The organism is Streptomyces hoynatensis, from assembly GCF_003626535.1.
Lineage (GTDB): Bacteria > Actinomycetota > Actinomycetes > Streptomycetales > Streptomycetaceae > Streptomyces > Streptomyces hoynatensis.
Window position 1 is genome coordinate 234,133 of record NZ_RBAL01000005.1, and the last position, 22,164, is coordinate 256,296.

19 protein-coding genes, 1 tRNA gene and 1 pseudogene are annotated in these 22,164 nt (G+C 74.0%); 7 read left to right on the forward strand and 14 right to left on the reverse strand.

Annotated features, from left to right (window positions below; genetic code table 11):
* Positions 1 to 117: 117 nt before the first annotated feature.
* The 3 genes from D7294_RS11315 to D7294_RS11325 form a co-directional block, all read right to left on the reverse strand.
* Complete coding sequence (locus D7294_RS11315; RefSeq protein ID WP_120678348.1) at positions 118 to 951, reverse strand: PIG-L family deacetylase; 834 nt, start codon at positions 949 to 951, stop codon at positions 118 to 120.
* Between the two features lie 579 nt (positions 952 to 1,530).
* Positions 1,531 to 1,604: transfer RNA gene (locus tag D7294_RS11320), tRNA-Pro, on the reverse strand.
* Positions 1,605 to 1,648: 44 nt separating this feature from the next.
* Positions 1,649 to 2,590: a metallophosphoesterase gene (locus D7294_RS11325; protein ID WP_120678350.1), complete on the reverse strand. Its 942-nt coding sequence runs from the start codon at positions 2,588 to 2,590 to the stop codon at positions 1,649 to 1,651.
* A gap of 35 nt (positions 2,591 to 2,625) precedes the next feature.
* On the opposite strand from D7294_RS11325, the gene D7294_RS11330 reads away from it, so the two are divergent.
* Complete coding sequence (locus D7294_RS11330; RefSeq protein ID WP_120678674.1) at positions 2,626 to 3,093, forward strand: GatB/YqeY domain-containing protein; 468 nt, start codon at positions 2,626 to 2,628, stop codon at positions 3,091 to 3,093.
* A gap of 210 nt (positions 3,094 to 3,303) precedes the next feature.
* Here D7294_RS11330 and D7294_RS11335 read toward each other — a convergent pair whose 3' ends face one another.
* On the reverse strand, positions 3,304 to 5,607 hold the full coding sequence (locus D7294_RS11335; protein WP_120678352.1) for a transglycosylase domain-containing protein: 2,304 nt from the start codon (positions 5,605 to 5,607) through the stop codon (positions 3,304 to 3,306).
* Between the two features lie 386 nt (positions 5,608 to 5,993).
* Here D7294_RS11335 and D7294_RS11340 point away from each other — a divergent pair, with 386 nt between their 5' ends.
* Positions 5,994 to 6,356 (forward strand): WhiB family transcriptional regulator, encoded by a 363-nt coding sequence (locus tag D7294_RS11340; protein WP_241562276.1) that lies wholly within the window; start codon positions 5,994 to 5,996, stop codon positions 6,354 to 6,356.
* 113 nt (positions 6,357 to 6,469) lie between these two features.
* Here the strand turns inward: D7294_RS11340 and bagB are convergent, their stop codons facing one another.
* Together bagB and bagA are read right to left on the reverse strand one after the other, a co-directional pair.
* Positions 6,470 to 7,912 (reverse strand): ATPase BagB, encoded by a 1,443-nt coding sequence (bagB, locus tag D7294_RS11345; protein ID WP_422070684.1) that lies wholly within the window; start codon positions 7,910 to 7,912, stop codon positions 6,470 to 6,472.
* 184 nt (positions 7,913 to 8,096) lie between these two features.
* Positions 8,097 to 9,053 carry an ATPase BagA gene (bagA, locus tag D7294_RS11350; RefSeq protein WP_120678356.1) on the reverse strand — a complete coding sequence of 319 codons (957 nt, stop codon included), beginning with the start codon at positions 9,051 to 9,053 and terminating at the stop codon, positions 8,097 to 8,099.
* Positions 9,054 to 9,170: 117 nt separating this feature from the next.
* On the opposite strand from bagA, the gene D7294_RS11355 reads away from it, so the two are divergent.
* Genes D7294_RS11355 through D7294_RS11365 form a run of 3 tightly spaced genes read left to right on the forward strand, consistent with a single transcriptional unit; the run spans position 9,171 to position 11,639 of the window.
* A complete protein-coding gene (locus tag D7294_RS11355; protein ID WP_120678358.1) occupies positions 9,171 to 9,341 on the forward strand; it encodes a Sp36 family protein in 171 nt (56 codons plus the stop codon).
* A complete protein-coding gene (locus tag D7294_RS11360; protein WP_120678359.1) occupies positions 9,338 to 9,805 on the forward strand; it encodes a RidA family protein in 468 nt (155 codons plus the stop codon). Before D7294_RS11355 ends, D7294_RS11360 begins: the two co-directional genes overlap by 4 nt.
* Positions 9,798 to 11,639: a S9 family peptidase gene (locus D7294_RS11365; protein WP_120678361.1), complete on the forward strand. Its 1,842-nt coding sequence runs from the start codon at positions 9,798 to 9,800 to the stop codon at positions 11,637 to 11,639. Before D7294_RS11360 ends, D7294_RS11365 begins: the two co-directional genes overlap by 8 nt.
* Here the strand turns inward: D7294_RS11365 and D7294_RS11370 are convergent.
* The 4 genes from D7294_RS11370 to D7294_RS11385 form a co-directional block, all read right to left on the reverse strand.
* Positions 11,584 to 12,402 carry an SURF1 family protein gene (locus D7294_RS11370; protein ID WP_120678363.1) on the reverse strand — a complete coding sequence of 273 codons (819 nt, stop codon included), beginning with the start codon at positions 12,400 to 12,402 and terminating at the stop codon, positions 11,584 to 11,586. The genes D7294_RS11365 and D7294_RS11370 overlap by 56 nt on opposite strands.
* Before the next feature lie 30 nt (positions 12,403 to 12,432).
* Positions 12,433 to 13,953 (reverse strand): hypothetical protein, encoded by a 1,521-nt coding sequence (locus D7294_RS31890; protein WP_158674608.1) that lies wholly within the window; start codon positions 13,951 to 13,953, stop codon positions 12,433 to 12,435.
* The gene (locus D7294_RS11380; RefSeq protein ID WP_422070679.1) at positions 13,950 to 14,600 is read right to left on the reverse strand and encodes a SigE family RNA polymerase sigma factor; all 651 of its coding nucleotides are present in this window, start codon (positions 14,598 to 14,600) and stop codon (positions 13,950 to 13,952) included. Before D7294_RS11380 ends, D7294_RS31890 begins: the two co-directional genes overlap by 4 nt.
* Positions 14,601 to 14,942: 342 nt before the next feature.
* Positions 14,943 to 16,214 (reverse strand): aspartate kinase, encoded by a 1,272-nt coding sequence (locus D7294_RS11385; protein ID WP_120678367.1) that lies wholly within the window; start codon positions 16,212 to 16,214, stop codon positions 14,943 to 14,945.
* Positions 16,215 to 16,476: 262 nt separating this feature from the next.
* Here D7294_RS11385 and D7294_RS11390 point away from each other — a divergent pair, with 262 nt between their 5' ends.
* On the forward strand, positions 16,477 to 18,747 hold the full coding sequence (locus D7294_RS11390; RefSeq protein WP_147450819.1) for a SpoIIE family protein phosphatase: 2,271 nt from the start codon (positions 16,477 to 16,479) through the stop codon (positions 18,745 to 18,747).
* 76 nt (positions 18,748 to 18,823) lie between these two features.
* Here D7294_RS11390 and D7294_RS11395 read toward each other — a convergent pair.
* Positions 18,824 to 19,228 (reverse strand): annotated as a pseudogene (locus D7294_RS11395) (winged helix-turn-helix transcriptional regulator); the annotation flags it as partial.
* 147 nt (positions 19,229 to 19,375) lie between these two features.
* On the opposite strand from D7294_RS11395, the gene D7294_RS11400 reads away from it, so the two are divergent.
* Positions 19,376 to 20,314: an NADP-dependent oxidoreductase gene (locus D7294_RS11400; RefSeq protein WP_120678373.1), complete on the forward strand. Its 939-nt coding sequence runs from the start codon at positions 19,376 to 19,378 to the stop codon at positions 20,312 to 20,314.
* Positions 20,315 to 20,375: 61 nt separating this feature from the next.
* Here D7294_RS11400 and D7294_RS11405 read toward each other — a convergent pair whose 3' ends face one another.
* From D7294_RS11405 to D7294_RS11415, 3 genes are read right to left on the reverse strand one after another with little or no spacing between them, the layout of a single operon-like run.
* The gene (locus D7294_RS11405; RefSeq protein WP_120678375.1) at positions 20,376 to 21,053 is read right to left on the reverse strand and encodes a DUF5063 domain-containing protein; all 678 of its coding nucleotides are present in this window, start codon (positions 21,051 to 21,053) and stop codon (positions 20,376 to 20,378) included.
* A gap of 46 nt (positions 21,054 to 21,099) precedes the next feature.
* Complete coding sequence (recR, locus tag D7294_RS11410) at positions 21,100 to 21,699, reverse strand: recombination mediator RecR (protein ID WP_120678377.1); 600 nt, start codon at positions 21,697 to 21,699, stop codon at positions 21,100 to 21,102.
* 54 nt (positions 21,700 to 21,753) lie between these two features.
* Positions 21,754 to 22,095, reverse strand: coding sequence for a YbaB/EbfC family nucleoid-associated protein (locus D7294_RS11415; RefSeq protein WP_120678379.1), 342 nt, complete (start codon positions 22,093 to 22,095; stop codon positions 21,754 to 21,756).
* Positions 22,096 to 22,164: the final 69 nt, after the last annotated feature.

Here is a 22,164-nt window from a genome sequence, read left to right on the forward strand (position 1 = left end):
GCGTTGACTGCCCAAGTCCACGGCCCGGCGCCCGCGGTTCGGCCCGAATCCGCCGGGCCGATTCGGCACCGGCCGGCGTGCCGGCGAGCTCTCGTGGGCTGCGTCCTGATGAGTGGATCAGCGCAGGCCGGCGAAGAGATCGTTCTCGGGTACGGCCGCGCCGGTGGCGTCCCGGACACGGACGAAGGTCTCCACGCCCATCAACTCGCCGAACCTCTCCTTGCCCATCCTGAGGAAGAAGATGTTCTCGCCCTGACTGGCGTGCGCGGCCAGCGCATCGAACTTCCGGCCGCTGAACGCGGTGGTGTCCACCCACGTGGTGATCTCCTCGTCGGGGAGGCCGATCTCGGCCATCGCGGCGGCCTCGGCAGGAGCCGGCTCCGGCAGGTCCGGATGAAACTCGCGCATGATCTCACCGAACCGCTGCATCATCGAGCGGGGCGTCGTGGTCCAGTACACCTTCGGTGTCAGCGCGATCGTCTCCAGCGCCGCCATCGTGATGCGGTGGGCCTGGATGTGGTCGGGGTGGCCGTAGAAGCCGTTCTCGTCGTAGGTGACGACCACATCGGGCCGGTAGTGCCGCATGAGTTCCGCGAGTCGGGCCGCGGCTTCCTCCACGGGGGTCTGCCAGAAGGCCCCGGGAGCCTCGTTGCTCGGCCAGCCCATCATCCCGGAGTCGGCATAGTCCAGCGTCTCCAGATCGCTGACCGCCAGAACCTCACAGCTCGCCTTCAGTTCCTGCCGGCGCATCGAGGCGACGGCCGCCGGATCGTGCCCGGGATCGCCCGGCTTGACACCCCCCGGTCCGTCACCGCAACGGCCGTCGGTACACGTCACAAGAACCGTGCGGATGCCTTCCGCCGCGTACCGCGCGAGGATTCCTCCGGTTCCGGTGGCCTCATCGTCGGGGTGGGCGTGCACCGCCATGAGCGTCAAGGGCCGGTCGGTCATCAAGCAGTCCTCCTGCGGAAATACGTCCTGGTCCGAATGCGCGGCGGGCGGACCGCGATCCCGGGGCCCCGATCCCGGCGGGGCGGATGGCCTCGTGGTCTCCGAGTTGCCCGCCCCGTGCCGCGCCGATCCCTCGGCCAAGGCAACAGCGCCGGCCGGAGCCGCTGTTCCCCGTGCGGCTGCACATCTCGCCGCCAGGCCGGTTCCGACGTCCAGTCGGCAGCAGGGCGCGCTCCGGCTCTTGGCAGCCCCCCGCGAATAACCGAACCGTTCGCGGCGTCGTCCGCTCAGGCGGACATGGGGCCTGCTCCTCAGCCGTCGGCCCTGATCCGGGAGGCGGCTCGGTGAACACGGCGAGACATGGCGGAACTCGCCTCGGTGTCCGTCCTGCAGCGAGTACGGGCGCCAGTCGAGGGAGGAGGAGCCGCGCAGGGTCCGGGTGTTCCGCCGGGCCGGCTCGCTCCCGCCCGGGAGCCGGATGCACAAGCCGGCTCCCCAATGGCTCCCAAGGCATCCCCGGAAACGGATCAGGGCCCTGGTCCTCAGTGAGGATCAAGGCCCTGATCTGATACTCCACAGTCGGGGTGGCGGGATTTGAACCCACGGCCTCTTCGTCCCGAACGAAGCGCGCTGCCAAGCTGCGCCACACCCCGGTGTAGCGAGCCCTACTCTAGCTGACCTGCTCCCGTACGGGAAATCAGGTTTCGCGGGGGGTGAGGGTCAGGAGGGTGGCCTCCGGGGGGCAGGCGAAGCGGACCGGGGTGTAGCGGTTGGTGCCGCAGCCTGCGGAGACGTGGAGGTAGGAGCGGTTGCCCTCGGACTCGTGGGTGGACAGGCCCTTGACGCGGGCCGGGTCGAGGTCGCAGTTGGTGACCAGGGCGCCGTAGAAGGGGACGCACAGCTGGCCGCCGTGGGTGTGGCCGGCCAGGATCAGGGGGTAGCCGTCGGCCGCGAAGGCGTCCAGCACGCGCAGGTAGGGGGCGTGGACCACGGCGAGGGAGAGGTCGGCGGCCGGGTCGGGGCCGCCGGCGACCTCGGCGTAGCGGTCGCGGCGGATGTGGGGGTCGTCCAGGCCGGTCAGCGCGATCTCCGTGGTGCCGATCTTCAGGCGGCCGCGGGCGTTGGTGAGGTCGGCCCAGCCCGCCGCGTCGAAGGCGTCGCGCAGCTCCCACCAGGGGTTGCGGGGGACGTTGCGCGCGGGGGGCCTGCCGTTGAGCCCGTAGCGGCCGGAGGCGCGCTCGGCGAGGTAACGCGCCGGGTTGCGGAACCTCGGGGCGTAGTAGTCGTTGGACCCGAAGACATAGGCACCGGGGAACTCCAGCAACGGGCCGAGGGCGTCGAGCACCTCGGGGACGCCCTCCGGGTCGGAGAGGTTGTCCCCGGTGTTGATCACGAAGTCCGGGCGCAGTCCCGCGAGGGAACGCAGCCAGCGCTGTTTCTTGCGCTGACCGCTGACCATGTGGATGTCCGAGACCTGCAGTAAGCGCAGGGGCGGCATCCCGGCCGGCAGCACCGGCACGGTCACCCGCCGCAGGCGGAAGGAGCGGACCTCGTAGCCCGCGGCGTAGCCGACGGTGGCGGCGGTCACGGCGGTCACGGCCAGGGCGGCGTTCAGGGGAATGCGGTATCGCGCGCGCATGAGGCCATCGTTTCACGGCTGTCACAATGGTCTGCATGACCACCTTCAAGTCCCGGATTCAGAACGACCTGACCGCGGCGATCAAGGCGCGTGACGAGCTGACCTCCGCCACGCTGCGGATGGCGCTCGCGGCGATCACCAATGAGGAGGTGGCGGGCAAGGAGGCCCGTCGGCTCTCGGACGAGGAGGTGCTCAAGGTCCTCGGCCGGGAGGCGAAGAAGCGGCGCGAGGCGGCCGAGGCCTTCGAGAAGGGCGGGCGCCCCGAGCAGGCGGCGCGGGAGCGCGCGGAGGGCGAGGTGCTCGCGCGGTACCTGCCGAAGCCCCTGGAGGACGCGGAGCTCGCGGAGCTGGTCGACGCGGCCGTGGCCGAGGCCAGGGCCGGCGGCGCCGAGGGCCCGCGGGCGATGGGCGCGGTGATGAAGATCGTGAACCCGAAGGTCGCCGGGCGGGCGGAGGGCGGCCGGGTGGCCGCGGCCGTCAAGAAGGCCCTGGCGGAGGGCTGATCGGGAGGACGGCGCCGGCCCGGCGGGGGATCGCCGCGGCGGCCCGGACGGGGTGAACGGCCGCCGGATCGGGCGGCGGCCCCGCGGCCCGGGAGGAACGCGGCCCCAGACATACGTGGCCCCGGACGAACGTGGCCCCGGACGAACGCGGCCCCGGCCCCCCGGCGTGGTGCCGGGTGCCGGGGCCGGTGTCGTGTCGGCCGGGTGGGCTTACGGCCAGTTGCCGCCGTTCCCGTTGCCGTTGCCGCCGTTCCCGTTGCCGCCGGGCAACCCCGGGAGGTCGGGCCAGCCGTCGTCCCCGCCGTCGCCGGCCCCGCCGGCGTCGCCCCCGCCGCCGGCGCCGCCCCCGTTCCCGCCGTTGCCGCCGTTGTCCCTGTCGTCGTCCCCGTTGCCGTGGTCGTCGCGGTCCTCGTCGTCGTGATCGTTGCCGCGCGGCACGTTGACCTCGGCGAAGGAGGACGGGGGAACGCCCTGCAGCGCGCCGGTCATCGCCTGGCGCCAGATGGGTCCCGCGACGCCGCTGCCGCTGGCCTTCTCGACGTAGCGGCCGCCGATGTAGAGGTCCTCCATCGGGAAGGGCTCCGCGTCGCCGCCCACCCGGACCGCCGTGGACACCTCGGGGGTGTAGCCGACGAACCAGACGTCCTTGCGCTCGTCCGTGGTACCGGTCTTGCCGGCGTTGTCCCGGTCGGTCAGGCCGACCTGCGAACCGGTGCCGTCCTCGACGACGCCGCGCAGCATCACGGTGACGCTGTCGGCGGTGTGCTCGGACATCACCCGGTGGCAGTCCGCGTCGGGCACCTCCAGGTCCTCGCCGTCCGCGTTGGTCACCCGGGTGATGGAGACCGGGCTGCAGTACGTGCCGTGGTTGGCGAACGTGGCGTAGGCGTTGGCCATCTGCAGGGGGGCGATGGTCTGGCCACCGAGGGTCAGCGTGGGGAGGACCTCGAGAGGCTGGTTGTCGCCGCGTTCCACGCCCATGTCGGCGGCCAGGTGGGCCACCTCGCACAGGCCGGCGTCCCGTTCGAGGTTGGCGAAGTAGGTGTTGATCGACTGGCCGAGCGCGTCGGTCATGTCCCAGGTGCCGCGCTCGCTGTCGAGTTCGTTGCTGACCTCCCAGGTGCGCTCGCTCGCGGAGCCGAGCTCGTTCCCGTCGCAGTCCTCGTAGTCCGCCATGGGGATGGAGGTCTCCGAGTCGGTGTGGTAGGTCTGCGCCGGGCTGATGCCCTCCTCCAGGGCCGTCGCGGCGACGATCGGCTTGAAGGTGGAGCCGACCTGGAAGCCGTAGGCGGAACCGCCCATCTCGTGGGAGACGTTGAGGTTCAGCTGGGTCTGGTGCTCGTCCGCGTTCAGGCCGTAGGGGCGGCTCTGGGCCATCGACAGGATGTGGCCGCTGCCCGGCTCGACCTGGACGACGGTGGCCGCCGCCTCGTCGTCCGGGTTGGCGCCGTCCGTCGCGGCCTGGTTGGCGGCCTGCTGCGCCTGCGGGTCGAGGGTGGTGGTGATGGTCATGCCGCCCAGGTCCCACAGGGCCTGCCGCTCCTGCTCGGTCTCGCCGAAGACCGGGTTGCTCAGGAACTCCTCCCGCACGTAGTCGCAGAAGAAGCCTGCGCCGTCCTCCGCGGTGATGCAGCCGTTGCGCGGCTCGCTGAGGTTCAGGCCGAGGTCGTGCTGCTTGGCCTCCTCGGCCTCCGCCTCGCTGATGTCGCCCTCGGCGGCCATGTGGTCGAGGACCGTGTTGCGCCGGTTGAGCGCCGCCTCCTCGTTGACCGTCGGGTCGTAGGCGCTCGGCGACTGCACCAGGCCGGCCAGCAGGGCGCCCTCCCACAGTTCGAGGTCGGCGGCGTGCTTGGAGAAGTAGCGCTGGGAGGCGGCCTCGATGCCGTACGCCTGCTGGCCGAAGTAGGTGATGTTGAGGTAGTTCTCCAGGATCTCGTCCTTGGTGAGCTCCTGCTCGACCTGTATGGCGTACTTCATCTCGCGGATCTTGCGGCCGACGCCTTCCGCGCCGCTCTGCGAGGTGGCCTCGTCGATCGCCGCCTGGTCGTCGCCGGCGGCCTCCACCAGGACGTTCTTCACGTACTGCTGGGTGAGGGTGGAGGCGCCCTGCTCCACCCCGCCGGACTCGACGTTCTGCGTGAGCGCGCGGATGATGCCCTGCAGGTCGATCGCGCCGTGGTCGTAGAAGCGGGCGTCCTCGGTGTCGACGAGCCCCTGGATCACGTAGTCGGACATCTCCTCGAGCGGGATGACCGTCCGGTTCCGCGAGTAGACGTCCGCGATCTTGTTGCCCTCGGCGTCCAGGATCGTCGTCTTCTGGCTGAGCGGGGGCCGCTCCATCATGGCGGGGATGTCGTCGAAGCCCTCCATCGTGCCCGCCGCGGCCAGTCCGAGGGCACCGACGGCCGGCAGGGCCAGGCCCGCGAGCACCGCACCGGAGACGACGCTGACGCCGAGGAACTTGGCAGCCTGCTGCGTCGCGCTCAGTCCGCCACCCGGCCGTTTCCTACCCATGGCGCAAGCCTACGTTCTCAAACGCCGGACAGTGGTCCACCTGTTCGCCTAAGCTGCCTGACGGCCCGCGAACGCGACGGCCCGGGCGGCCCTCCGGGGCCGGATGTCGAACGCCTTCGAGTGAGGCGGTCGCGGAGGTCTCGCGAAGACGCGAGACAGCGCGCGGAGACACTGTGCCCTCCCGAGCACCACTCCCGCAACCTGCGCCTTCTCCCTCACCCACGCGGGTGATCTCGCCACGCGCATAGTCCGAACGGGCCATTCAAGATTAGGCCCCATGGGGGTGTTGTGGGGTGCCTGCCTTCCGTAACGTCCTCAACTGGCAAGGGACGAAACGCCCCTTGCCGCCGTGGGGGAGCCTCGATTCGGGAGAGGACGGCACCGGCATGAGCTGGGTTAGCGACTGGAGTGCGCAGGCGGCCTGTCGCACGACTGATCCGGACGAACTGTTCGTACAGGGCGCGGCGCAGAACCGCGCCAAGGCCGTCTGCACCGGGTGCCCGGTACGGACGGAGTGCCTTGCGGACGCGCTCGACAACCGCGTGGAGTTCGGTGTGTGGGGCGGGATGACGGAGCGCGAGCGGCGCGCGCTGCTGCGCAGGCGCCCCACGGTCAACTCCTGGCGCCGGCTGCTGGAGACGGCGCGTTCCGAGTACGAGCGCGCGGCCCGCCCGCATGGCGAGGCCGCCGAGGCCACGGGCGGGGAGCCCGCGGAGTTCCCCTACGCCCAGTACGCCAACGTCGGCTGATCCTCCCGCCGCCTGTGCCGGCCCTCCCCCGCGGCCGCGGGGGACGCGCCCGCGGGCGCACGCCGGGGCCGCGCGTACGCGGCGCCCGCGCGGGTGGGAGGGGCGTGCGGCGGCTAGTCCGCGCCGGAGGCCAGGCGTTCGCCGATGGCGCGCAGCCCCGCCAGATCGTGTACGTCGCCGGGCAGGGCGGCCACCTCCACCATGGGCACCCTGGGGTGCACCGCGGTGAAGCGGGCCCGCATCCGGCTCTCGCGCGCCACCTGCCGCATGCGTTCGGCGTGGACGCGCAGCAGCCCGGCGGCAAGGCCGTCGGTGTCCTGGCGGTCGGCGGCCTCCTCGGGCTGCGCGGGCCGCCGCGGATCTTCGGTTGTCTCCGCGGTCTGGGGGGTCCTCGGTGTGGGAGGGGCGTCCGCCGGGGGATGGGGCTCGGGAGAGGGACGGGCGCTCCGCAGTCGATCCTGCCCCCGCGAGTGATCCACAATGCCGCCCGGGGCAAGATTTTTTGCCCCGGGGGCCCCGGGCGCACCGCCGGCCCCGCCGGCATCCCCGGCCGGCCCGGCGGCGGCCGGCCCCGCGGGGTCGAGGATCTCGGCCGCGGCGAGGGCGCGTTCCGCGCTGAGCCGGGCCGCGGCCGAGGCGTGCACCCGGTTCAGCACGAGCCCGGCCAGCGGCATCCGGTCGGCGGCGAGCCGTTCCACGAAGTACGCGGCCTCCCGCAGCGCGTCCCGCTCCGGGGCGGCCACCACCAGGAAGGCCGTCCCCGGCGCCTGGAGCAGCCGGTAGGTGGCGTCGGCCCTGGTGCGGAAGCCGCCGAACATCGTGTCCATGGCGGCGACGAAGGTCTGCACGTCCCGCAGGAGCGCCGTTCCCAGGACCTTGCCGAGGGTGCCGGTGAACAGCTGCAGCCCGGCCATGCCCAGGCTCATCACCTTCCGGCCGGCCCGGCCGCCCGCCTTCGCCGGGGCGGTCAGCACCCGGATGAAGCGGCCGTCGAGGAAGGAGCCGAGCCGCTGCGGGGCGTCGAGGAAGTCGAGGGCGGAGCGGCTCGGCGGGGTGTCCACGACGATGAGGTCCCACTCGCCGCGGGCCGCGAGCTGGCCGAGCTTCTCCATCGCCATGTACTCCTGGGTCCCGGCGAAGCCGGCGGAGAGCGACTGGTAGAAGGGGTTGTCCAGGATCGCCCTGGCGCGCGCCGGGTCCGCGTGCGCCTCCACGATCTCGTCGAACGTCCGCTTCATGTCGAGCATCATGGCGAAGAGCTCGCCCCCGGCGGCCGGGTCCGTGCCCGGCACCGGCCGCGGCACGTTGTCCAGCTCGCCGAGCCCCATGGACTGGGCGAGCCGGCGCGCGGGGTCGATCGTCAGCACCACGACGCGGCGCCCGCGCTCCGCGGCCCGCAGGCCGAGCGCGGCGGCCGTGGTCGTCTTGCCGACGCCGCCGGCGCCGCAGCACACCACGATCCGGGTGCCGGGGTCGTCCAGCAGCGGGTCCACGGGCAGGCGCGGCACCTCGTCCGTGATGTCGGTAATGTCGGCAATGTCGGCGATATCTGCGATATCCGTGGTGTTCGCCGGGCTCGCCTGACCCGTGGGGCTCGTCGGGCTCACCGCGCCTCGCCTCCCTGCCGTCCCTCCCGCGCGCCGCCCCCGTCCGGCGCCTTCCGTCCCCCGCCCGCCGCGCTCGCCGCCGGGCGCACCGCCGCGCTCGCCGCCGGGCGAGTCGCCGCGCTCACCACTGCGCTCACCACCGCTGCTCCCGCAGCAGCCTGGCCAGCCGGTAGAGCCCGGCCAGGTCGACGCCCTCGGCGAGCAGCGGCAGTTCGTGCACCGGCAGGCCGAGTCCCGCGAGCTCGGCGCGCTGGGCCGCTTCGAGGGCGAGCCGCGCGGCGTACTCGCGGCCCTCGGCGAGCAGCGGCCCGGCGAGTCCCGCGGCGCCGCCGAGGCCCGCCCTGGCCAGTGCCTCGGCCAGGGCCGCGGGGTCGCCTTCCGGCCGCGGCGGGGCGGCGAGGACGGGCGGGCGGACCATGTTGACCGCGACCACGCCCACCGGCAGGCCGGCGGCGCGGAGTTCGGCGATGCCGTCCGCGGTCTCCTGCACCGGCATCTCCTCCAGCAGCGTCACCAGGTGCACGGCGGTCTCCGCCGACTTCAGCACCCGCATCACGGCCTGGGCCTGGTGGTGCACCGGGCCCACCCTGGCCAGCCCCGCGACCTCGTGGTGGACGCCGAGGAAGCGGGCGATCCGCCCGGTCGGCGGGGCGTCCATGATCACCGCGTCGTACGCCCAGCGGCCGTCCTGGCCGCGCCGCCTGACCGCCTCGCACGCCTTGCCGGTGAGCAGCACGTCGCGCAGCCCGGGGGCGATGGTGGTGGCGAAGTCGATGGCGCCGATGCGCCGCAGGGCCCGGCCGGCGCCGCCGAGCTTGTAGAACATCTGCAGGTAGTCCAGCAGCGCCCGCTCGGCGTCGATCGCCAGGGCGAAGACCTCGCCGCCGCCCGGCCCGATGGCGATCCTGCGCTCCTCGTAGGGCAGCGGCTCGGTCTCGAAGAGCTGCGCGATGCCCTGCCTGCCCTCGACCTCGACGAGGAGCGTGCGCCGCCCCTCCTCGGCCAGGGCGAGCGCGAGGGCGGCGGCGACGGTCGTCTTGCCGGTGCCGCCCTTGCCGCTGACCACGTGCAGCCTGCGCCCTGAGCTCACTTAGGCGAGCCTAGGACACCCCGCCCCCGGGGCAGGAGGCGGACTTCGGTGACTCCGGTCACCGAACGCCTGCCCGCCCCCGCCCCCGCCGGGCGCGGCGCCGTTAGAGTCTGGGGCATGACGAAGTGGGAATACGCGACCGTGCCGCTGCTCGTGCACACCACCAAGCAGATCCTGGACAACTGGGGTGAGGACGGCTGGGAGTTGGTGCAGGTGGTGCCGGGGCCGAACCCGGAGCAGCTGGTGGCCTACTTCAAGCGCGTCAAGGCGCAGGGAGGCCCCTCGTGAGCGCCGTGGAGGAACGGCTCGGCGCGCTGGGCCTGACGCTGCCGCCGGTGGTCCCGCCGGTCGCCGCGTACGTGCCCGCGCTGCGGACCGGGCCGTACGTGTACACCTCGGGGCAGGTTCCGCTGGTGGACGGCAAGCCGGCCGCGACCGGGAAGGTCGGGGCCGAGGTGACCGCCGAGCGGGCCAAGGAGCTGGCGGGGATCTGCGCGCTCAACGCGCTGGCCGCCGTCAAGTCCGTGGCCGGCGACCTGGACCGGGTCGCCCGGGTGGTGAAGGTCGTCGGCTACGTCGCCTCGGCGCCTGACTTCACGGGCCAGCCGCAGGTGGTCAACGGCGCCAGCGAGCTGCTCGGCGCGCTCTTCGGCGAGCGCGGGGAGCACGCCCGCAGCGCGGTGGGCGTCGCGGTGCTGCCGCTCGACGTGCCGGTGGAGGTCGAGATCCAGGTGGAGCTCGCCGATGACTGACCCGGCCGGCCGGAACCCGGAACCGCGCCCCGGCGGGGCCCCGGGCCGGGACCCGGGCACCGCACCCGCCTGGGAGCAGCGTTTCCTGGCCCCGCGGGTGAGCCTGCCGCAGTGGGCGCTGCACGCGCCCGCCCGCTCGCTGTTCGTCTCCAACGCCACCGGCACCTTCGAGCTGTACGCCTGGGACCGGGCCACGGGCGCGCAGCGGCAGGCCACCAGCCGGCCGAACGGGACGGCGCACGGGACGCTGAGCCCGGACGGCGAGTGGATCTGGTGGTTCGCGGACACCGACGGCGACGAGTTCGGCGTCTGGCAGCGGCAGCCCTTCGGGGGCGGCCCCGACGAGCCCGCGGTGCCCGGCCTGCCGCCCGGATACCCGGCGGGGCTCGCGCTGGGGCGGGACGGCACCGCGGTCGTGGGCCGGATGACCGAGGAGGAGGGGACCACGATCCACGTGGCCCGTCCGGGGGCGGAGCCCGTCGAGATCTACCGGCACCGCCAGTCAGGCGGGGTCGGCGACCTGTCGCAGGACGGGCTGCTGCTGGCCATCGAGCACACCGAGCACGGGGACGCGATGCACTCGGCGATCCGGGTGACGCGCCTGGACGGCAGCCCGGTGGCCGAGTTGGACGACACGAAGGGCGGCACCGAGGAACTGGGCCTCGCGGTCCTCGGCTTCGCGCCCGTCGAGGGGGACTCCCGGCTGCTGATCGGCCACCAGCGGCGCGGCCGCTGGGAGCCCGCGGTGTGGGACCCGCTGACCGGGGAGGAGACCGACCTGGGCCTGGAGCTGCCGGGCGACGTCGGCGCCCGGTGGTTCCCCGACGGCAGCGGCCTGCTGATCGACCACAGCCACCACGCGCGCGACGAGCTGTGGCGCTACGCGTTCGAGGGGCGCAGGCTGAGCCGGGTGACGACGCCGCCGGGCACCATCGGGGGCGCCACGGCCAGGCCCGACGGCAGCACCGAGTACCTGTGGTCCTCGGCGGCCGAGCCCCCGCGGGTGCTGTCGACGAGCGGGCGCACCGTGCTCGACCCGCCGGGCCTGAAGGCGCCGCCCTCCCTGCCGGTCGCCGACGTGTGGGTCGAGGGCCCGGGCGGGAAGGTGCACGCGCTGGTGCAGCGCCCGGCGGAGGGGGAGGGCCCCTTCCCCACCGTCTTCGACATCCACGGCGGCCCGACCTGGCACGACAGCGACGCGTTCGCCGCGGGCCCGGCCGCCTGGCTCGACCACGGCTTCGCGGTGGTGCGGGTCAACTACCGCGGCTCCACCGGCTACGGCCGGGAGTGGACGGACGCGCTGCGGCACCGCGTCGGGCTGATCGAGCTGGAGGACATCGCGGCGGTCCGCGCGCACCTGGTGGACACCGGCCTCGCCGACCCGGCGCGTCTCGTGCTGACCGGCGGCTCGTGGGGCGGGTACCTGACGCTGCTCGGCATCGGCACCCAGCCCGAGTCCTGGACGGTGGGGGTGGCCGCGGTGCCGGTTGCGGACTACGTCACGGCCTACCACGACGAGATGGAGGCGCTGAAGGCGATGGACCGCACGCTGCTCGGCGGCACCCCGGAGGAGGTGCCGGAGCGGTGGGCGGCCTCCTCGCCGCTCACCTACGTGGACCGGGTGCGGGTGCCGGTCTACATCTCGGCGGGGGTCAACGACCCGCGCTGCCCGATCCGGCAGATCGACAACTACGTGGCCAGGCTCGCCGAACGCGGGGTCGAGCACGAGGTCTACCGGTTCGACGCGGGCCACGGCTCGCTCGTGGTCGAGGAGCGGATCAAGCAGGTGGCCCAGGAGATCCGCTTCGCGCGAAGGCACCTGGGGCTGGACTAGCGGGCTCGGGGACGAGGCCGAGCGCGGCGTCGCGCCCGGCCTCGACCTCGCGCCGCAGCAGCCGGTACCACATGAAGACGGCGAAGCCGGCGAAGACGAACCACTCGGCGGTGTAGCCGAGGTTCTGGAAGGCCTGGGCGTCGAGCCCGGTGCCCTCGGGCGCGGTGGGGGGCACGGCCCGCATCGGGGGCTCGGCGTCCCGGACGGTGAGCCAGGCGTCGGTGACCTCGTAGGGCAGCACGTTGATCAGGGAGGCGGCGCCGATCACGCCGAGCTGTCCCGCGGGCAGCCCGGTCGTCGGGCCGGGCACCTTGCCGGCGGACTCGGCGGCCTGGAGGGCGCCGGAGACCGTGACCAGGCCCTCGGGGGGCGCGGGCACGGCGGCCGGGTCGGCGTCCCCCGGCAGCCAGCCGCGGACGACGGGCAGGGCGGGTCCGCCGTCCTCGGGCCGCAGCGGGGTCAGGACGTAGAAGCCGCGTTCGCCGTCCAGGGTCCGGTGCGGCACGAGGAGCTGGTGCGCGGCGTCGTAGCGGCCCCGCGCCGCGGCCTGGTCGCCGACGGTGTCGGTGGTGAGGGGCAGCAGTTCGGCCAGCGGGCGCGGCGCCTCGTGCGAGGTGGCCTGCCGCTCCTGTTCGCGGTGGTGGTCGACCCGGTCCTGGAACCGCGCCAGCTGCCAGAGCCCCGCGACGAGGCAGACGGGGACGGCCAGCGCCACGAAGACGTTGATCGCCCACCAGCGTGGCGTCAGCAGGAACCGGTACACGGCCTCAACGGTACTTCCGGCGCGCGGCCCTCAGACGGCCGGGGCCTGGAGAACGCCCGTACGGTAGACGGTGCCGGCGCAGGCCCCCTGGAGCCGGAGCGAGGCCGCCTCGGGCTCGCCCGCGGCGGGGGTGTAGCGCAGCAGCACGCCCTGCTGCGGCTCGGGTTCCTCGCCGCCGTCGCCGCCGCCCGCGTCGCCGCCCGAGCCGTCGCCCGGGTTCTCGGTGCTTCCGTCGTCCGGTGGCTCGGTGCTTCCGGTGTCGCCGCTGCCGCCCTCGTTGCCCTCGCCCGGGGTGCCGGTCTCCCCTGACGTGCCGCCGGTCTCGCCGCTGCCGCCCGCCGACTCCCCCCCCGTGCCGGTGTCCGGGGTGGGGTTCTCGCCGGTGTCGCTCAGCGTCTCCTCGCCTGCGGTCTCGCCGGTGCCCAGCTGGGTGGCGAGGCCGGAGCCGGAGTCGACGACGCAGCTGCCCACGCCGTCGGGCACCCAGGCGAACCGCACCTCGTACGCCTCCCCCGGCGGCAGCACCAGCTCCTCGTAGGTCTCGTCCGGGGTGGGCAGCCCGGTCGCCCGGTCGCCCGGGGTGCGCTCGACGACCTGCACCTGGGTGGCGAAGGCGGAGGGGTTCAGGGGGAGGACGGCCAGCTCGCCCCGGCCGGAGACGCGGCAGGGGTCGTCGGAGACGTTGACGAGCCGGAAGTAGCCGTAGACGTTGCCCTGCGCGTCGGGCGCCTGCGTCGCCGTCTCGGCGGCACCGAGCTGGGCGCGTTCGCAGGTCGGGGCGGAGACGACGAGGTTCGAGGGGTCCTCGGTGTCCTCCCCGCCGAGGGGGGACTCGTCGGAGCGGTCCTCGCCCTCGCGGCCCGGGGTGGAGCCGTCGGCGTCCCGGGGAAGGGTTCCCGGGTCGCTCGGGTCCGTCTCCCCGCTCCCGGCGCCCTCGCGGGACCGGTCGCCGTGGGCTCCGGCCGCGGCCTCGTCGCCGCCCCCGACGACGCCCTCGGCGGCGGAGAGCATGACCGGGGTGCCCAGGCCCAGCACGGCGAAGGAGGCGGCCACGCCGAGCAGCACCTGACGGCGCCTGCGCCGCCTGGCGGGCACGGCGTGCCGCAGGTGCTGGAGCGAACCGGTGGCCGGCTCGATGCCGCCGACCGCCTCGCGCAGCAGGCGCCGCAGCTCCGCCTCCTCCCCGGCGGCCTCGGGGTCGTGCGGGTCGCCGAGGTCCGTTTGCTCGTGCGGGTCGCCGGGGTCCCCGGGGGCGTGCGGGCCGGCGGGGGGCGCGAAGGGTGCCCGGTGCACGCGGTCGAGCAGCGCGTCGAGGGCCGAAGGGGGCGCGGCGGCCGCTGCCGGCTCCGCCTCCGCCCTATCCGGCTCCGCCCCCGCCTTCGGGGCCGCCTCCGCCCTATCCGGCTCCGCCTTCGGGGCCGCCTCCGCCTTCGGGGCCGCCTCCGCCTTCGGGTCGGCCTTCCGGTCTGCCGGGGCGGCGGGTTCCGGCTCGGGGGCGGGGCGGTGGGGCAGTGACTCGCGGGGACCTGGGCCCGGTTCGCGGTCGCTCATCTCGCCGACTCCAGGGCGGCCCGCAAGGCGGCGATGCCGCGCGAGCCGTACGCCTTGACCGAACCGGCCGAGATGCCCAGCGTCCTGGCCACCTCCGCCTCCGTCATGTCCGCGAAGTAGCGCAGCACGAGCACCTCGCGCTGGCGCCGCTGGAGGCCGCGCATCGCCTTGATCAGGTCGGCGCGCTCCAGCTGCTCGTACGCGCCCTCCTCGGCGCTCGCCATGTCCGGCAGCGGCTTGGTGAGCAGCTTCAGGCCCAGGATGCGGCGGCGCAGCGTGGAGCGGGAAAGGTTGACGACGGTCTGCCGCAGGTAGGCCAGGGTCTTCTCCGGGTCGCGCACCCGGCTGCGGGCGGAGTGGACGCGGATGAACGCCTCCTGGACCACGTCCTCGCAGGAGGCCGTGTCGTCGAGGAGCAGGGCGGCGAGCCCGAGGAGCGAGCGGTAGTGCGCCCGGTAGGTCTCGGTCAGGAAATCGATGGTGGTGCCTTCGGCCGTCGCCACGTCCGCGGCCTCAGGGCTGCCCTGGGCACGGGAGGGGGAGGGCCGCGAGGCGGGCAGGGGAGCGATCACGGGCATGCCCCCGCCCCGGCCCGGGTGCGGGAGTCGTCGCGGGCGTGCTGCCGTGATACCAAGGACCTCTGCCACGCCAGTTGGACACGCTCTCCCCCGCAAAGGTTGTACGGTGCGGGCAGGGCGATGGGTGCCGGCATCCGCGCCCTCACATCTGTCACCTGCCCCCAATGTCTCGCGCTTTGCGCGCCTGGTGAGGCGGAAGGGCCTCTAAAGACGCTCCCCGCACCGCAGTTGGTTGTTCAGCGGTGCGGGGAGTTGAAATCGTGCCCCGGGCAATTGGTCCGGAGCAAGCCATCCGGCCCTACGAATTGGTCACGAGAGCTTCACATCCGGCCAATACGTGACTATTCCCCGGCCGGGTCCTCGTACGGTCCCCGGCGGTTCCCCGTGCGGCCCCGGCCGGGCGGGGGCGGCTCAGCGCCCGGTGCCCCCGTAGACCACGGCCTCGTCCGTGTCGCTGTCGAGGCCGAACGCCGTGTGGACCGCGCGCACCGCGGCCTGCACGTCGTCCTTGCGGGTCACCACGGAGATCCGGATCTCCGAGGTGGAGATCAGCTCGATGTTGACCCCCGCGTTCGACATGGCCTCGAAGAAGGTGGCGGTGACGCCGGGGTTGGTCTTCATCCCCGCGCCGACCAGGGAGATCTTGGCGATCTGGTCGTCGTAGCGCAGGGCCTCGAAGCCGATGAGCGGGCGGCGCTTCTCCAGGGCGTTGATGGCCTGGCGGCCCTCGTCCTTGGGCAGCGTGAAGGAGATGTCGGTCAGGCCCGTGGCGGCGGCGGAGACGTTCTGCACGACCATGTCGATGTTGATCTCGGCGTCCGCGATGGCCCGGAAGATCTTGGCGGCCTCGCCGGGCTTGTCGGGCACGCCGACGACCGTGATCTTCGCCTCCGAGGTGTCGTGGGCGACGCCCGAGATGATTGCCTGCTCCACCGGTTGACCCCCTGGCGGTTGGTTGCTTACCCAGGTGCCCTTCAGGCCGGAGAAGGACGACCTCACGTGGATCGGGATGTTGTAGCGGCGCGCGTACTCCACGCAGCGGTGCAGCAGCACCTTCGAGCCGGAGCTGGCAAGCTCCAGCATGTCCTCGAACGAAATCCAGTCGATCTTGCGGGCCTTCTTGACCACGCGCGGGTCGGCGGTGAACACGCCGTCGACGTCGGTGTAGATCTCGCACACCTCGGCGTTCAGCGCGGCGGCGAGCGCCACGGCCGTGGTGTCGGAGCCGCCCCGGCCCAGCGTGGTGATGTCCTTGCTGCTCTGCGAGACGCCCTGGAAGCCGGCGACGATGGCGATGTTGCCCGCGTCGACGGAACTCTGGATGCGGCCGGGGGTCACGTCGATGATCCGCGCCTTGTTGTGCACGGCGTCGGTGATGACGCCGGCCTGGCTCCCGGTGAAGGACTGCGCCTCGTGGCCGAGGGAGCCGATGGCCATCGCCAGCAGCGCCATGGAGATCCGCTCGCCCGCGGTCAGCAGCATGTCCAGCTCGCGGCCCGAGGCGACCGGGGACACCTGACCAGCGAGGTCGATCAGCTCGTCCGTGGTGTCGCCCATCGCGGAGACCACGGCGACCACCTGGTTGCCGTGCTTCTTGGCCTCGACGATCCGCTTGGCGACACGCTTGATGCCCTCGGCATCGGCGACGGAGGAGCCGCCGTACTTCTGCACGACAAGGCCCACCTGTGCTCGCTCCTCGTTCTCTCACACTCCGTGACCGAAAGGACGGTCACGGCCGGATGAATTCTACCGAGCGGCACCGACCGCCGCCCGCCAGCGTGCACCCCTGCCCGCACCCGCGGGACCACACACGAAAACGCCGCGGAAACGTGCCGGAACTCACACCGTCACCGCGCCGCGGCGAGCGTCGCCCCCGGCCCCGGGGCGGATCGGCCGGACGGGCAGCCGAGTGGGGAACCGGCATATCGGTGCATATGGTTCTCTCATGGGAGTAACCGATCCCGGCGTGCGCCCTGCGGGGCCCGGCACGGACCCCGAGGTGCTGGAGTCCGGCCTCGAATGGGTCGTGCGCGAGTCCGGCGCCTCGGTGGGCGGCGTCGCGCTGCTCGACCCCGAGGAGCGGGTGCTGCGCATGGCGGCCCTGGCCGGGCTGCCGCCCGACATGGCCGCGCCCTGGCTCAGGATCGGGCTCGACGAGGACGTCCCGCTGGCCCAGGTGGTGCGCAGCGGGCGGCCGAGCTGGGTGCCGGTCGGGGACCTGCCGCGCCGCTACCCGCAGCTCTCCCTCCTGCTGCCGTACCCCTTCGCGCTGGCCGACGTCCCGATCTCCGCCGGCGGCACCTGCTGGGGCGCCCTCAGCCTCTTCTTCCCGAGCAACCACCCGCGGGAGCTGTCCCGCCGGCAGTGGGCCGTGCTGGAGGCGGGGTGCCGCCGCATCGGCACGATGCTGTGCAGGGCGGCGGAGCAGGGCCGCCCGGTGCGCGCCGGGGACAACCCCCACCTGTGCCGCCCCCGCGGGTACGTCCACTCCCCCGAGGCCGCCCAGGCCGCGGCGGAACTGCTCGACCTGCTGCCCGAGGGGCACTGCCGCCTCGATCTGGAGGGCCGCGTCACCTACGGGGACGCCGCCGCCGCGGAACTGCTCGGGACCGACCTGCGCGCGCTGCTCGGCAGGCCGCCGTGGCAGGCGCTGCCCTGGCTGACCGACCCGGTCTACGAGGACAGGTACCGCTCGGCGCTCTTCAGCCGCAGGGCGACCTCGTTCACCGCCCTGCGCCCCCCGGACCGGGCGCTGCGCTTCCAGCTCTACCCCGGCGCTTTCGGCTTCAGCATGCGCATCAGCCCGGCGCCGCAGGCCCCCGCCGAGCGCCGGCCGCCGGCCGAGAGCCGCGCGCCCGTGGGGGCGAACGCGCCGGGCGAGGGGCGGGCCGAGGGGGGTGCGCCGGGCGAGGGTGCGCCGGGCGAGGGGGGCGCGCAGGCCGCCGGGGGCGTGACCGCCGCGCCCGGCGGGGGAGTCGCGCCGGTCGAGGGGGTGGAGCCGACCAGGGCCGGGGTGCTCTACCAGATGATGCGGCTGGTCAGCACGCTCACCGAGACCTTCGGGGTCAAGGACGTGGTGTCGGTGGCGACCGACCAGATCATGCCCGTGCTCGACGCCCAGGCCCTGGTGCTGTTCGTGGTGGACAGCGGCAGGCTGCGCATCGTCGGGCAGCGCGGCTACGAGCCGAGCGTCCTCGACCGGTTCGACGCCGCCCCGCTGCGGCCGCCCGACACGCCCTCGGCGCGCGCGGCCGAGGAGGGCAGGGCGCTCTTCTACGGCTCACCCGGCGAGCTCGAACGGGACTACCCCGACGTGGTGCTCGTCGCGGGCAAGGGCGCCTGGGTGTTCCTGCCGTTGATCGTCTCCGGGCGCCCGGTGGGCGCGTGCGCCGTCGCGTACGACCGGCCGCGCTCCTTCACGCCCAACGAGCGCACGCTCATGCCCTCGATCGCCGCCCAACTCGCCCAGGCCCTCGACCGCGCGCTGCTCTACGACGCCACGCAGCAGTTCGCGCGCCGCCTGCAGACCGGACTGCTGCCCAGGACCCTGCCCCAGGTGCCGGGTCTCGAGGTGGCCGCCAGGTACCTGCCCGCGACCAGGGGCATGGAGATCGGCGGCGACTTCTACGACGTGATCCGGCTGAGCGGCAACGAGGCGGGCGCGGCCATCGGCGACGTCCAGGGCCACAACATCAAGGCGGCGGCCCTCATGGGGCAGGTGCGCACCGCCGTGCACGCCGGCGCGGGCACCGCCCCTGGCGCCGTCCTGGCCCGGACGAACCGGCTGCTCATCGACCTCGACCCCGGCCTGTTCACCAGCTGCGTCTACGCCCACATCGACCTGGGCAACCGGTGCGCCACGCTGGCCAGCGCCGGGCACCCCCCGCCGCTGCTGCGCCACCCGGACGGGCGAGTGACGGTGCTGCGCATCCCGCCGGGGCCGCTGCTCGGCGTCGTTCCCGAGGCCGGATATCCCGAGATCGACGTGCAACTGGCGCCGGGCACCGTGCTGTTGATGTACACCGACGGGCTGATCGAGCGGCCGGGGGGCGACCTCGACGAGGCGGCCGGGGAGGTGGCCGCCTACCTGACGCGGGAGACCGACTCCGGCGGGCCCCTGGAGGACCTGGCCGACGCGCTCATCCGCCGCTACACCGGCGCCGAGGAGGTCCGCCGCGACGACGTCGCCCTGCTCCTGCTCGGCGTCAGGCAGTAGCCCGCCGCGCCGCCGGGGCGGCGGCCACCGCCGTTCCCGTTCCCGCCGTTTCCGGCTCCGCGGTGCCCGCCGTTCCCGCCTCCGCGGTGGCGGCGTCGTAGGCGGCACGGGCTTGCAGGACCTCGTCCATGTGCTCCTCGGCCCAGCCCTTGATCGCCCGCATCAGCGGCAGCAGGTCCCGGCCCAGGGGCGTGAGCGCGTAGTCGACGCGGACCGGCACGGCGGGGGTGACCGTGCGGGTCAGCAGGCCGTCGCGCTCCAGGCCGCGGAGGGTCTGGGTGAGCATCTTCTGGCTGACGCCCGCGAGCCGCGTGGCGAGCTCGCCGTACCGCCGCGGGCCGTCCGCCAGGGCGGTGACGACCAGGCTGACCCACTTGGCGGCGATGCGGTCCAGCAGCTGCCGCGCGGGGCACTCGGCGAGATAGGCGTCGTAGGCGGCGGCCGCCTCGGCCCGCCGCTGGGACGCCGTGCGCGTGGCCATCGACGGCTCTCCTTCCGGTGCCCTGGGCACCTTGAGGTGCCTACTTCCCGATGGAGAGTAGCTCTCCATAGGTTCCTTGCGGAAGACGGGAGGGCCGGGAGCGCGGATCGCCGCGGCGCCGGCCACGGAGAAGGGAACCGATCAGACATGCGCGCACTCGTGGTGAGGCGATACGGCGGCCCCGAGGCCATCGAGGCGGTGGACGTGCCCGTTCCGCAGGCCGGTCCCGGACGGCTGCGCATCCGCGTGGAGGCCGCCACGGTCAACCCCGTGGACCTGGCGACCAGGTCGGGTGCGCTGGCGAGGAACGGCCTGATGGCCGCGCGCGAGGTCACCGGACTCGGCTGGGACGTGGCGGGCGTCGTGGACGCGGTCGGGCCCGGGGTCACCGGCTTCGCGCCGGGCGACCGGGTCATCGGGCTGCGGGACCTGCTGGACTCCTCGCTCGGCACCTACGCCGAGCAGGTGGTCCTCGACGCCTCGGCCGTCGCCCCCGCGCCGGCCGGCCTCACGGCAGCCGAGGCCGCCACGCTGCCGCTCAACGGGCTGACCGCCCACCAGGCCCTGGACCTCCTCGCCCTGCCGCCGGGCGAGACGCTGCTGGTCACCGGGGCGGCCGGGGCCGTCGGCGGCTTCGCCGTCGAACTCGCCGCCGCCCGGGGGCTGCGGGTGGCCGCGGTGGCGGGCGCGGGCGACGAGGAACTGGTGCGCGGCCTCGGCGCCACGTGGTTCCTCCCGCGCGACGTGGCGGACCTGGCCGCCGAGGCGCGGGCGCTGGTGCCGGGGGGCGTGGCGGGAGCGCTGGACGCGGCGCTGCTCGGGGTGCGGGCACTCGCCGCCGTCCGCACGCGGGGCGCGTACGTCACGGTGCGCGAGTCGGCGCCGCTGCCGCTGCGGGGCATCCGGGTGCTGACCGAGTGGATCGCGGCCGACGGCGCCGCCCTCGCCGCGCTCTCGGGGCTGGCCGCGAGCGGCCGGCTGACGGCGCGCGTCGCGGAAACCCTCCCCCTGGAACGCGCCCCCGAGGCGCACGCCCGCCTCGCCGCGGGCGGCCTCCGCGGCCGCCTCGTCCTCGTGACGGCATAGGCCAGGCGGCCGGCGCGACGGCGGGGCGGCGCGAGGCCGGGCGGCGGGGTGGCCAACGCGGTCAGGCGCGGCCCGACTTGAGGCCCAGCGGGGTGGCGATCTCCGCCTCCATCACCCGGCCCGCCTGCCGCTCCAGGTCGCCGTCCTCGGCATCGCTGTCGGTGTCGAGGCCGTTCAGCTCGGCCAGGGGCGTGTCCAGCCGGACGTGCGCCACCACGGACTGCAGCGCCCGCAGGGCCGCGCTCGCCGTCGGCCCCCAGTTCGACAGGTAGGAGAACTGCCACCACCACAGGGCCTCGCTGACCCGGCCCTCGCGGTAGTGCGCCATGCCGTGCCTGAGGTCGGAGATGATGTCCGCCAGGTCGTCGGAGATCCGCGCCGCCACCGGGGCGCTGCGCGGCACGTACGGGTCGAAGACCTCGGAGTAGACGTCGACGGTCGCCAGCAGCCCGGCCAGCCGCTCCCGCAACTCGTCCATGTCGGGCTCGGGGCCGGTGTCGGGCTCGTACCGCTCCTCGGGAACGATGTCCTCGTGCGCGCCGAGTCTGCCCCCGGCGAGCAGCAACTGCGAGATCTGCAGCAGCAGGTACGGCACCGCGCTGTCCGGGTCGTCGCCCTTGGCGACCTCCCGCACGGCCATGGTGAAGCTCTCGATCTGGTCGGCAATCTGCACGGCGAAGTCGTCCGGGCCCGAGCCGTTGCCCATCGGATGATCCTGCGGCTGCGTGGCCTTGGCCATCACGCGGTCGCCTCCCCAGCGGTCACTGCGTCCCTGCGCGCCTGCCCTACACGTCGAGCAGCCGCCTGCCCTCGAAGGCACGTCCCAGCGTGACCTCGTCGGCGTACTCCAAGTCTCCCCCCACGGGCAGGCCGCTGGCTAGCCGGGTGACCCGCAGGCCGAAGGAGCCGACCATCCGCGCCAGGTAGGTGGCGGTCGCCTCGCCCTCCAGATTGGGGTCGGTGGCCAGGATCAGCTCGGTGACGGAACCGTCCGCGAGGCGGGCGAGCAGCTCCCTGATCCGCAGGTCGTCGGGGCCGACGCCGTCGATGGGGCTGATCGCCCCGCCGAGCACGTGGTACCTGCCCCGGAACTCCCTGGTGCGCTCCACCGCCACCACGTCCTTGGGCTCCTCGACCACGCAGATCACGCTCGGATCGCGCCGCGGGTCCTGGCAGACCCGGCACCGCTCCTCCTCCGCGACGTTGCCGCAGACCTCGCAGAACCTGACCTTCGCCTTCACCTCGGTCAGCGCGTGCGCCAGCCGGCGGACGTCGGCCGGCTCGGCCTGGAGGATGTGGAAGGCGATCCGCTGCGCGCTCTTGGGGCCCACCCCGGGGAGCCTGCCCAGCTCGTCGATGAGGTCCTGGACCACGCCTTCGTACACGGAATCCCCCGCTCTCCTACCGGTTCCTCGGCTCCGTCGCTTCCCTCAGATCCCTCAGAAGGGCAGGCCGGGGATGGCCCCGCCGCCGCCCAGGCCCTGTGCGAGGGGGCCGAGCCTGGTCTTGGCCAGCTCCTGGGCCGCGTTGTTCGCATCGCGGACGGCGGCGACCACCAGGTCCGCGAGGGTCTCGGTGTCCTCGGGATCGACCGCCCTCGGGTCGATCTCCAGGGCCGTCAGCTCGCCGGAGCCGGTGACCGTCGCCTTGACCAGGCCACCGCCCGCCGATCCCTGGACCGGCGTCTCGGCCAGCTCCTGCTGCGCCGCGGCGAGCTCCTGCTGCATCTTCTGGGCCTGCTGCAGCAGCTGCTGCATATCGACCCCACCACCGGGGAACACGGCCTCACTCCTGCTCGTCTGCGTCGCGTACGTCGTAGCGGCCGGCGCTGGCACGGGCCCGCCGGGGCG